Raw genomic sequence first — 10,889 nt, 5'->3', positions numbered from 1 at the left:
CTTACTAAGAATACAGACTTTGTACTGTTTTTCTCCCTTGTCACCTAGTCCACCTTGTCCACCTTGTCTTGTCCTTGTCAGGGGAGGGGACTGGATTTTATTGTTTTTTGTGTGTTCCCCTGTTCCCCTGTTCCCTGTGTTCCCTGTTCCCTGTGTTCCCTGTTCCCTGTTCCCTGTTCCCTGTTCCCTAAAATAAAAATTACCTGTTGAAAACTTATCAAACAACCTCTAAGATTAAGGATTAAGAATAACTGTTAAGTATTGATGCAAAAGCCGTTTTTTTGTTGAAATTCCCAGGGAAATATTTCAATTATATTTCTAGCCATTAGAATTTTAGGAGCTAAATCCGGTGTTACCTTCCACTATCATCGCTGCTGTAACTACACCCCTAGAATGGAGTCCCACCGTTGCAGGTATTATGATTGTAGCCAACATTATCGCCGTTGCCTTGGGTAAACTTACCATCAAGTACCCCAGCGTTGGGCCATCTCTCCCCGCACCAAATTTATTCGGCGGTTTTGGTTTACCCGCAGTACTAGCAACTACAGCCTTTGGTCATCTTTTGGGAGTAGGTATAATTTTAGGACTGCATAACATCGGCAGAATTTAGCTAAAACCCACAGAGGTGAAGCTAAGGCTTCACTTCTCTAACTTTTTGCTTACCGGGGATTTAAGTTAAAATTTTCAAGTGTTAGCACGTAAATCCATCGTTATGCTTCAGTACCCCCTCCTCGAACAGGCGTTAAAATACCACTTTGGTTACGATAATTTTCGCCCCGGACAACGACAAATTATTGAAGATGCGCTGCAAAATCAGGATTTATTAGTGGTAATGCCGACAGGTGGGGGTAAATCATTGTGCTTTCAGTTACCAGCCTTGATGAAAAAAGGCTTAACGGTAGTGGTTTCGCCGTTAATCGCTCTCATGCAAGACCAAGTAGAAGCACTGAGAAATAATAATATTTCTGCTACATTCCTTAATAGTAGCCTCAATCCCTACAAAGTGCGATCGCGTGAGGAAGCCATCCGTAACGGCAAAGTTAAACTACTCTACGTAGCCCCAGAACGTTTATTAAGCTCAAGATTTCTGCCATTTTTAGACTTAGTACATCACCAAATTGGTATTTCTACCTTCGCCATTGACGAAGCTCATTGTGTATCCGAATGGGGACACGACTTTCGCCCAGAATATCGCCAGTTAAAATCCCTACGTCACCGCTATCCAGATGTTCCCACCATCGCCCTCACCGCTACAGCCACAGACCGCGTACGTAGTGATATAATTCAACAATTAGGGTTAAAGCAACCTAGTATTCACTTAGCTAGCTTTAACCGACAAAATCTTTATTACGAAGTTAGGCCTAAATCTAAAACTGTATACGCCGAAATCTTAGAAATGATTCGGGAAACTGACGGTTCAGTGATTATTTATTGTCTGACCCGGAAAAAAGTTGATGAACTCACATTTAAACTGCAACATGATCAAATTACCGCTTTACCCTATCATGCTGGTTTAAATGATGAGGAACGCAGTAAGAATCAAACTCGATTTATTCGCGATGATGTGCGTGTCATCGTTGCTACTATCGCCTTTGGGATGGGAATTAATAAACCTGATGTCCGGTTAGTCATTCACTCTGATTTACCACGTAATTTAGAAAGTTATTATCAAGAATCTGGGCGAGCGGGTAGAGATGGTGAACCCTCACGTTGTACCATGTTCTTTAGTTTTGGTGATCTTAAAACCATTGAATGGAGTATTGAGCAAAAAACTGACCCTCAAGAACAATTAATTGCCAAACAACAGCTACGTCAGGTAATTGACTATGCCGAAGGTACAGACTGTCGCCGTACAATTCAACTAGGTTATTTTGGCGAACGTTTTCCCGGTAATTGTGGTAACTGTGATAACTGTCGTTATCCCAAACCTGTACAAGACTGGACAATTGCAGCCATGAAGTTTTTATCTTGTGTGGCCCGTTGTCAAGAAAGATTTGGAATGCTACACATTATTGATGTATTGCGGGGAAGTAAAAGTAAAAAAATTACCCAAAATCAACACGACAAACTCTCTACCTACGGGATTGGGAAGGATAAAACCGTAGATGAATGGCGCATTTTAGGGCGTTCTCTGTTACATCAAGGGTTGTTACAACAAACCAACGATGGTTACTCGGTTTTAAAGCTGAATGCTTTGAGTTGGGAGGTGATGAAGCGACAGCGCCAAGTTTTGATTGCTGTTCCTGTGGCGCAAAAAATCTCCCCCGTCTCAGAGGGTGACAAAACAGCCCAAACAGAATTATTATTACAACGCTTGCGATCGCTGCGCAAGCAACTAGCTGATGAACAGTCTGTACCGCCCTATGTTGTCTTTCAAGATTCTACCCTCCGGTTAATGGCCCAGGTACAACCCCAATCCTTAACAGAATTTGGTAAACTTTCTGGGGTAGGTAGTCACAAACTCGCCCAGTATGGTGAAAAATTCCTCGCAGAAATCACCGCCTACCGTCGAGAAAAAGGTATATCGGCCACAAAACATGATTCTCCCGGTACTCTAGCTCTTAAGAACTTACCTAATGATACCGAGTTAACCACATTAAGACTACACCAACAAGGTTTGAGTGTAGCCGAAATTGCTCGCCAACGCAATCTTAACCCCTCGACAATTTTTACCCACCTTTCTCAGTTAATGGCTAAAAATCAGCCTGTAGATTTAAATCAGTTAGTACCCCTAGAACATCAACAAAAAATTTGGCAAGTTTTAGAGATTTTGGGTGATGTTTCTCTCACCCCGATTAAACAACAATTAGGAGAAAACTATACTTTTGATGAAATTCGCTTAGTCAGGGAAAAATGGCGAAGACAAAATCGTCAGTAATGCTTGGGGTTTTGTTGATTTCAGTGGTATAATTAACTTAAATAGGCGATTTCTCCCAGAAATCGCGCATCTGTCTTCTATTGATTTTATCTTAGGCTGCATCTATAGCACGAGAAATTTTACCGCTAGACTTTGGCGATGTCATTCCACGCTTTGATACTTTCTGGTTTTGTCCTTTATTAGTGATTACACAGACAAAGGCGGGGAGGGTAATACAGATGATAGTATTTAGCAGTGTCAGCAATAGACCATCCATGAAATTCATATATTATCCTCGCTTCAAAAATTTGTTTTTACTATCTATTATTTTCACCTAAAAGCTGCTGAATATTTATTATATAATCTGTTTTTTATTACCTCTTTTATAAGTCTGATAAATATTGAGATTATCCCAATTATCTAAGAAGTCGGGGATCTTACCCCCCCTTACAAGGGTAGGTTTTTTACATAGAGATTTATAATAGGGAAAGACTTGGCAGACAAGGAAGGAAAGTGGACAAGGAAGAAGAACCAAGAAAAATAAAAACCCATGAAGATTTAGTGATATATCAAAAAGCGTTTAATGCGGCGATGACAATTTTTGAATTATCAAAACAGTTTCCGGCGGAAGAAAGATATTCTCTGACTGACCAAATACGTCGTTCTTCTCGTTGAGTATGTGCGAATTTTGCAGAGACATGGAGAAAAAGAAGGTATCAAGCATCATTTATAGCTAAATTAAATGATTGTGAATCGGACAATACTCAATCAATTGCTTTTAATAGCTCTTAAAGGGGTGTTTTTTCACCCATTGGCATAACTTCCTTGTCTACTTTCCCTCCTTGTCTTCCTAGTCTTGCCCTGACGACAATGTAAAAAACCTACCCTTATAATATCTTACCCCCCTCCACAGATCCTCGATAGCACTTACGCGATCGCTATCTACCAACATCTTCATGTGAAAAAATGAGCAAGATTTATGCAGAGATTGGTCGGGGAGATCAGTATTGGGAACACTTGGCGCAGAATTGAGGTCTAAACTTGCAGAATTCTTTACCCGTTAACACGTAACTGGTACAGTAGGGGAAACTAGTGATTTCAATTCTGGCTTGAGATGATGTTGACCCTTTGGCTAGTGTTTGAGTATCTTTTGTGCCTAGAATTTTCGATGCTAATTTAGGTAATACTAAACAAGCAGCAGCATTGAGGAGAGTTAGCAATAAAACATCCATGAAATTTATGGGTACTCACCCCCATCAAAAAAAAATAGGTTTTTGGGCTTTTGGCAGTCAAGATAACTAAAGCAATAGATTATCCAGTCTATCCATCGTCTTTAGCTTATATATGTTTACTGTAACATAGATTTTTATCAATACAACCGTTGAAATGCTGAAATACCTCAGACAGTAGGCTATGCATTACAGCCAATCACTGAAGAGTAAAGCTATTTAGTAATATAGGCTCAGGTCAGAACAATCAATAAATCAACCGTTTACTAAAACAATAGAGGATATGAATTGTGAATAACAGTACAGATACACCAGCTTATTTATCAAAGATTACGAAGCGAGAAAGCCAAGAATTACAGCGTTTAGTCGATTACAGTCATGTGGTTTCACTACCAGAAATTTGGTCATTAGCAGCCAAACAATTTAGTGATATTGTGGCTCTGCACAATCCCCACAATACACCAGAAGTGGTAATTACCTATAGCCAGTTAGGGGAGCAAATTCAAAAATTTGCAGCGGGGTTACAAAAATTAGGAGTCAAAGTAGGCGATCGCATTTCCTTAATAGCCGATAATAGTCCGCGGTGGTTTATTGCCGATCAAGGGATAATGACCGCTGGCGCAGTGAATGCGGTTCGTAGTTCCCAAGCCGAACGCTCAGAACTACTATTTATTATTGCCAACAGTGGTAGCACCGCCCTAGTAGTGCAGGACTTAAACACACTCAATAAACTTGGCGACGGACTGAATGACCTACCCATTGAACTGATAATTTTAATCTCAGAGGAAACACCACCAGAAGACAGCGATAAAGTCTGGAAATTCTCCCAGGTATTAGAAATTGGTGCTAACCATCCCCTGACACCAGTTCAGGTCACAGGAGATACCCTAGCGACTTTGATTTATACCTCCGGGACTACCGGTAAACCCAAAGGTGTGATGCTCTCTCATAGCAACTTGTTACACCAAGTCAAAACCCTGGGTACAATAGTACAACCACAGCCGGGAGACATCGTCTTAAGTATCCTCCCCTCTTGGCACAGTTACGAGCGCAGTGGGGAGTATTTCTTACTATCTCAAGGTTGTACACAAATTTATACTAACTTGCGTTTTGTCAAACAGGACTTGAAGGACTTTAAACCTCATTACATGATTGCAGTCCCCCGTCTGTGGGAATCGATTTATGAGGGAGTGCAAAAACAGTTCCGGGAACAACCAGCCAAAAAGCAACGCCTGATTAAGTTTTTACTAGCAGCCAGTGAAACCTATATCGAAAAACAACGCATTGCCCAAGGACTAAGTTTAAATCATCTTCATGCCTCAAGCTTAGAGAAAATCACCTCTAAGATACTAGCATTGGCTTTGTTGCCCCTTCATACCCTCGGAGAACGCCTAGTTTATGCCAAAGTCCGCCAAGCCACAGGGGGACGCATCAAGCAAGTAATTAGCGGCGGTGGGGCGCTACCCAAGCATATAGATAACTTTTTTGAAATTATTGGCGTGGAGATTTTGCAGGGTTACGGTTTAACAGAAACCTCTCCTGTGACTAACGCCCGCCGTCCTTGGCATAATGTCCGCGGTTCATCTGGACAGCCCATCGCTGGTACAGAAGTCAAAATTGTTGACCCGGAAAGCAAAGACTTGTTACCCCCTGGAAAAAAAGGTTTGGTACTCTTGAAAGGTCCCCAAGTTATGCAGGGCTATTACCAAAACCCCGAAGCCACAGCCAAAGTTATTGATGGTCAAGGATGGTTTAATAGCGGTGACTTGGGTTGGGTGACACGAGATAATGATTTAGTCCTCACCGGGAGGGCTAAAGATACGATTGTTTTGACCAATGGGGAAAATATCGAACCACAACCTATTGAAGATGCTTGTTTGCGATCGCCCTACATTGATCAAATTATGCTGGTGGGACAAGATCAGCGCAGCATCGGCGCTTTAATTGTCCCCAATACCGAAGCCCTTGAAAAATGGGCACAAACTCAAAATCTGGAACAGATGAGGACATCTATTGATCTGGAGAGTAAAATAATCCAGGACTTGTTTCGACAAGAATTGAATCGGGAAGTACAAAACCGTCCTGGTTATCGTCCTGATGACCGCATTGGCCCCTTCAGGTTGATTCTCGAACCTTTTTCTCTGGAAAATGGCTTGATGACACAAACCCTGAAAATCCGCAGACACATAGTCACGGAACGGTATCAGGAGATTATTGACCGGATGTATACCCGATGAGTATTCTGTCTGCTAACTTATAGAGTGAACGTGAAAGATTTATGGATGTCTCCAACCCCAATTTGTTACTCAAGCGCGTTGTCAATGTCAAAGCCATTGTTACCCCCCTATGGAAGGAGGAAGTACAACAGCAACTACAGCAACAGATTAATCAAAGTGACCAGCAACTGCAACAGATTGATCTAGAAGGACAACGAGCCATTGTGTCCATTCAAAAGCAGGCTATACAGCCCCCTAGTCCCCAAACCCTTCAACAAATCGATAATATCCACAGCCAAGTCAATCAAAAGAAAACTGAACTCCTGGAGCAGAAAAATCAACTGCTACAAAACCTCCAGCAATTACAATTTCTGGAGTTGGAGCAAGAAGTGAATCAATTCCAAATGGAAGGCTTTTTCCGTGTTGAACAGGGTGATAACTTGATTCGTAAAATGCAGGTAGAAATCCTGCTGCGCGATGGCGTTATCCAAGAGATTCGCGGCGACATTTAACAGTCGTGCTACTAATTCCCCACTTATCTTATGTTAGGTGGGGTTGACAGTCCCAGGTCAAAATTCACAACTTTGAGCTAACTTTTGTTTATTGCTACTTTCATGGGTGCATTCTATTTTTGACCCAGCCCAGACAACTTGCCAAATCGGGGGAGAGCTGTTTAACAGCGATCGCCCAAAGGTGGTCATTTCCACTCGATAATTAATCGCCTTAATGGTATAATTATTTGAATCTATGTGCGTGATTTCCACTAAGGCTTGTCTGGGTTGGGGATAAAAGACTGCTACTTCCTGCTTACCTCTAGCTAATGATTTACCCTCTAAAACATTTAAGGCTAAACTCACAGGATCACTACCTTGAAGAATGGCATTCACATTTTCTAGTGGTATGCTTTGATATTGATAACGCCCTGGATATAATGGGACATCCTCAGTATGTTGCACATTGGCAACTTCCTGTTGTATAACGGGTCTATTGTCTCCCAATGTTGGCGATTGTGGTTCCTCGGTCATATCCATCCCGGCGCAAGCAGTAGCCAAGATATTTACTAACAAAACTAAAACAACATTCCACTTGTTAAACAACATAAAAGTAAACAAGAAATTGAACTTAACCACTTACATTTCAGAGGTCAGAGTAAGTGAGAATGTAAAACTATTACATTTATCATCAAAGTATTCACTTATAGAAGACTTGGGCTGATGATTGAAACATTGGCAAAAATTTATAGTTGTTATATACCATAGACTCTAATCTGATCATCAGGTTCCTGGATGAATTGGTAAATAAGTACCACAATGAGGAAACTAGCCCACCTATCTCTTACCAGGGAAAAGAAAAAATTTCCACGGGAAAACTCAACCAGCCAAGATACAATTTAATCTGGCAAAAGCTGCTAAAGTCCATAAACCATCGATTCTGATACCACCATATGAGCATTCACGAAGTATTCATGCCAGCCCTGAGTTCCACCATGACTGAAGGTAAAATCGTTTCCTGGGTGAAATCGCCGGGGGATAAGGTGGAAAAAGGGGAAACCGTGGTGGTGGTCGAGTCAGATAAGGCAGATATGGATGTGGAAACATTCTATGAAGGATACCTAGCCCACATCATCGTACCAGCTGGTGAAAGCGCACCAGTAGGATCTGCGATCGCCTACATAGCAGAAACAGAAGCCGAAATCGCCACCGCCAAAACCTTGGCTAACTCAGGCTCAGTTACCGCTACCCCCACACCAGAACCAGTTGCGACTACAGCCCCTGTTGGTATATCTTCTGCCCTAGCTACTCAAAATGGCTCTAACCACCGCGAAGGAAGAGTCGTAGTTTCACCCCGCGCCCGTAAATTGGCTAAAGAACTTAAGGTTGATTTGACCACCCTGAAAGGTAGCGGTCCCTACGGTCGCATCGTCGCCGAGGATGTACAATCATCTGTCAATCAAGCTAAACCACCAGCGCCCACACCCACCCCAGCGCCCACCTTCACCCCGTCACCAGCGCCTACCTTCACCCCGTCCCCGTCCCCGTCCCCGGCCCCAGCGCCCATGGTTCCTGGTCAAACAGTACCTTTAACTACCTTCCAAAATGCTGTAGTTAGGAACATGGTAGCCAGTGTGACTGTACCAGTTTTCCGTGTGGGTTACACCATTACCACCGATGGCTTAGATCAACTTTACAAACAAATTAAATCCAAGGGCGTTACCATGACAGCCCTACTGGCTAAAGCGGTAGCGGTAACATTACAAAAACATCCCTTATTAAATGCCAGCTATTCAGACCAAGGAATTGTTTATCATTCTGGTATTAACATTTCTGTAGCCGTGGCTATGGATGATGGAGGATTAATCACACCAGTTTTGCAAAATGCAGACATGGTAGATATTTATTCCCTTTCCCGCTCCTGGAAATCTTTAGTAGAACGTGCGAGAGCTAAACAACTACAACCCGAAGAATACAACAGTGGGACATTTACCCTCTCTAACTTAGGGATGTTTGGGGTAGACACTTTTGATGCGATCTTACCACCCGGACAAGGTTCTATCTTAGCCATTGGTGCATCCCGTCCCCAAATGGTAGCTTTAGGGGATGGTTCCTTTGCTGTGCGTCAACAGATGCAAGTTAATATTACCTGTGACCACCGGATTATTTACGGTGCTCATGCTGCGGCTTTCTTGCAAGATTTGGCTAAATTAATTTCCACTAATCCCCAGTCTCTGACTATTTGACCTCTCCCCGCCATAAATGGACGGGGATTCTAAACTGTTGCTACGGGAAGGGCTAAAGCCGCTTCCCTCCGCTTTTTAGTTTTGGTTTCCCAGATGCGATATCTGGTAGCGAGGGTCAAAACTCGCCTACAGACCTTGACCAGATTTAAATCTAGTTGTGTCTCTACTTTGCGAAGAATATTCGCAGCACCATTCAAATCAGCGTTGATTAATTTACCTGCACCAGTGCAGTAGATTCCACGTTTTACTCGTTTTCCACTTGGTATCCACCCTTCAGGTTTTGCGCCGAAAATAGGTAGAAAGTCACCATCTAAAAAACTAGCTTTACTGGTGTAGGACTCTTCAGTTTCAACAAATTTGATGCTGTAGTATTCGCACAGTTGTTTAACTCGTTCCTTCAATTTAGCTGTTGGTATTTGTACAAAAGATTGAGTTGTTTTACCCAACTTTGCTTCTTGTCTCTGTCCTTGATTCCACCCAAAAACAACTGTACCAATTTTGTATTTAATGCAGTAGTCAACAACTAATCTAGCTGCTTTATTTACAGCATCTCTCACTTGTCGGTTACGCTTTTCTGTGATGTGGGCTAGTTGTTCATCCCAGTATCCTTGTGGTTTACCTTCTTTTAAGAACGCAACACGCTTGTTGTACAATTGGTTAAGAGATTTAATTTTGCGTCCATCAACAATAAAACTAGTTCCAACATTAGAAACACAGCTTAACCAGTTGTTAATGCCAGGGTCAATTGCTAGAGCATACTGAGGATTAAAATTAATTTTTGGTGATGAATTTTGCTCATAGACAAATTCGGCATAAAAGCATCGGTTTCTTGGTAGTATTCTTAATTCGTTAATATCTGTAAACTTTAGGTTTGAAGGCATTGGCAGCAAGAAACTATCAAGTTTAAACCAACATTTAACAGTATTACCCAGCGGTATTTTTATATGATCACCAACAAGTTTTAATGCTTGCTTTGGGTAGGTCACAAGTGAATACCCTGCACCCTTACGATATTTCGGTAGCTTGGGCTTAAAATGCAATTCACCTTTGCTGTACTTCTTATCTAATTCCTTAAAAGACTTGAATGATTCTGCTACAGACCTCAAAATTTGTTGTGCTGCTTGAGAGTGCAAAACTTGATAATGTTTATTCGTCTTATATTCTTTCTCTAAATCGTACTTACCAATCAACTTCCTAGTTTTGAAATATAACTGACGAGCGTAGTAGATACCACAATTTGTCAGTTTATGGGACTCTGAGCAAATAAACTCAAGGACTGCTCTAAGTTCATTATCTGGGTTAACTAAGTTTTGCTGACATCCATACATTGTTTTCACCTCCTTGATATTTACTAACATTAAATACTAACAATGTATGTCAATTATGAAGAGAAAAACATTAACAATACGTCTATCTGAGCGGAGAAGAAATAAACTTTATTTATATGCTGCTCAAAAGGATAAAACTATCACTGCTTTAATTGAAGATTGGATTGATAGCCTAAAACTCGAAGGGGACACAGCAGGCTGAAGCCTACCAAGTCGCGTTTCATCCCCTGTCTAAAGCACGAAGTACGCAACTGCGTTGCTGCTTCTCAGGGGCTTTCACGCTCCCGCCAAGTTCCGGTAAACCCGTCGATGGGTTTCTAACCATTCTTCAAATATTGCTATTTGTTGTTGAGTTGGTTTGAGCTTAAATTCGTAAGTCAGATTAAACACTTGCATCACCTCGTAGTAAAATTATACATTAAAGCTAATATTTTTACAGACGATTTTTAGGAATGCGACCCAAGTCCCTAGCGCACTACACCCCCATAGTTAGAAACCAGGGGCACTGTGGGGGGGGGGGGG

Annotated in this window: 11 protein-coding genes and 1 pseudogene; 8 read left to right on the top strand and 4 right to left on the bottom strand. The window is 41.8% G+C overall.

Translation table 11 applies throughout. The annotated features are described in order from the left end of the window. Positions 1-349 precede the first annotated feature (349 nt). Both psaK and recQ read left to right on the top strand, forming a co-directional pair. On the top strand, positions 350-610 hold the full coding sequence (psaK, locus tag PN457_RS01825; protein ID WP_271730925.1) for a photosystem I reaction center subunit PsaK: 261 nt from the start codon (positions 350-352) through the stop codon (positions 608-610). 102 nt (positions 611-712) lie between these two features. Then, positions 713-2,878, top strand: coding sequence for a DNA helicase RecQ (gene recQ, locus PN457_RS01820; RefSeq protein WP_271730923.1), 2,166 nt, complete (start codon positions 713-715; stop codon positions 2,876-2,878). A 91-nt stretch (positions 2,879-2,969) separates the two neighbouring features. Here the strand turns inward: recQ and PN457_RS01815 are convergent, their stop codons facing one another. Then, positions 2,970-3,143: a hypothetical protein gene (locus tag PN457_RS01815; protein ID WP_271730922.1), complete on the bottom strand. Its 174-nt coding sequence runs from the start codon at positions 3,141-3,143 to the stop codon at positions 2,970-2,972. Positions 3,144-3,448: 305 nt separating this feature from the next. On the opposite strand from PN457_RS01815, the pseudogene PN457_RS01810 reads away from it, so the two are divergent. From PN457_RS01810 to PN457_RS01795, 4 genes and pseudogenes are all read left to right on the top strand, one after another. Next, a pseudogene (locus tag PN457_RS01810) lies at positions 3,449-3,628 on the top strand (four helix bundle protein); the annotation flags it as partial. Between the two features lie 381 nt (positions 3,629-4,009). Beyond that, positions 4,010-4,159 carry a hypothetical protein gene (locus PN457_RS01805; protein WP_271730920.1) on the top strand — a complete coding sequence of 50 codons (150 nt, stop codon included), beginning with the start codon at positions 4,010-4,012 and terminating at the stop codon, positions 4,157-4,159. A gap of 217 nt (positions 4,160-4,376) precedes the next feature. Next, positions 4,377-6,323, top strand: coding sequence for an AMP-dependent synthetase/ligase (locus tag PN457_RS01800; RefSeq protein ID WP_271730918.1), 1,947 nt, complete (start codon positions 4,377-4,379; stop codon positions 6,321-6,323). A 41-nt stretch (positions 6,324-6,364) separates the two neighbouring features. After that, positions 6,365-6,814 (top strand): YlqD family protein, encoded by a 450-nt coding sequence (locus PN457_RS01795; protein ID WP_271730917.1) that lies wholly within the window; start codon positions 6,365-6,367, stop codon positions 6,812-6,814. A gap of 57 nt (positions 6,815-6,871) precedes the next feature. Here PN457_RS01795 and PN457_RS01790 read toward each other — a convergent pair whose 3' ends face one another. Then, positions 6,872-7,402, bottom strand: a complete 531-nt coding sequence (locus PN457_RS01790) for a hypothetical protein (RefSeq protein WP_271730916.1) — start codon at positions 7,400-7,402, stop codon at positions 6,872-6,874. A gap of 344 nt (positions 7,403-7,746) precedes the next feature. Between PN457_RS01790 and PN457_RS01785 the strand changes: the two genes are divergently transcribed. Then, on the top strand, positions 7,747-9,039 hold the full coding sequence (locus tag PN457_RS01785; protein WP_271730915.1) for a dihydrolipoamide acetyltransferase family protein: 1,293 nt from the start codon (positions 7,747-7,749) through the stop codon (positions 9,037-9,039). Between the two features lie 29 nt (positions 9,040-9,068). Here the strand turns inward: PN457_RS01785 and PN457_RS01780 are convergent, their stop codons facing one another. Next, the gene (locus PN457_RS01780) at positions 9,069-10,367 is read right to left on the bottom strand and encodes an RNA-guided endonuclease InsQ/TnpB family protein (protein ID WP_271730914.1); all 1,299 of its coding nucleotides are present in this window, start codon (positions 10,365-10,367) and stop codon (positions 9,069-9,071) included. Between the two features lie 55 nt (positions 10,368-10,422). On the opposite strand from PN457_RS01780, the gene PN457_RS01775 reads away from it, so the two are divergent. Further along, positions 10,423-10,569, top strand: a complete 147-nt coding sequence (locus PN457_RS01775; protein WP_271730913.1) for a hypothetical protein — start codon at positions 10,423-10,425, stop codon at positions 10,567-10,569. Positions 10,570-10,643: 74 nt separating this feature from the next. Here the strand turns inward: PN457_RS01775 and PN457_RS01770 are convergent, their stop codons facing one another. Next, the gene (locus PN457_RS01770; RefSeq protein ID WP_271730911.1) at positions 10,644-10,763 is read right to left on the bottom strand and encodes a helix-turn-helix domain-containing protein; all 120 of its coding nucleotides are present in this window, start codon (positions 10,761-10,763) and stop codon (positions 10,644-10,646) included. Positions 10,764-10,889 lie beyond the last annotated feature (126 nt).

The organism is Anabaenopsis arnoldii, assembly GCF_028331025.1.
GTDB lineage: Bacteria > Cyanobacteriota > Cyanobacteriia > Cyanobacteriales > Nostocaceae > Anabaenopsis > Anabaenopsis arnoldii.
The sequence above is the reverse complement of the archived record's forward strand: the minus strand, read 5'-3'. Positions and strand labels throughout refer to the sequence as shown.

Bases quoted from the DNA above. Each gene is read 5' to 3' on its own strand.
- recQ (WP_271730923.1), top strand. From the start codon at position 713: ATGCTTCAGTACCCCCTCCTCGAACAGGCGTTAAAATACCACTTTGGT.
- PN457_RS01815 (WP_271730922.1), bottom strand. From the start codon at position 3,143: ATGAATTTCATGGATGGTCTATTGCTGACACTGCTAAATACTATCATC.
- PN457_RS01795 (WP_271730917.1), top strand. From the start codon at position 6,365: ATGGATGTCTCCAACCCCAATTTGTTACTCAAGCGCGTTGTCAATGTC.
- PN457_RS01790 (WP_271730916.1), bottom strand. From the start codon at position 7,402: ATGTTGTTTAACAAGTGGAATGTTGTTTTAGTTTTGTTAGTAAATATC.
- PN457_RS01785 (WP_271730915.1), top strand. From the start codon at position 7,747: ATGAGCATTCACGAAGTATTCATGCCAGCCCTGAGTTCCACCATGACT.
- PN457_RS01780 (WP_271730914.1), bottom strand. From the start codon at position 10,367: ATGTATGGATGTCAGCAAAACTTAGTTAACCCAGATAATGAACTTAGA.
- PN457_RS01775 (WP_271730913.1), top strand. From the start codon at position 10,423: ATGAAGAGAAAAACATTAACAATACGTCTATCTGAGCGGAGAAGAAAT.
- PN457_RS01770 (WP_271730911.1), bottom strand. From the start codon at position 10,763: ATGCAAGTGTTTAATCTGACTTACGAATTTAAGCTCAAACCAACTCAA.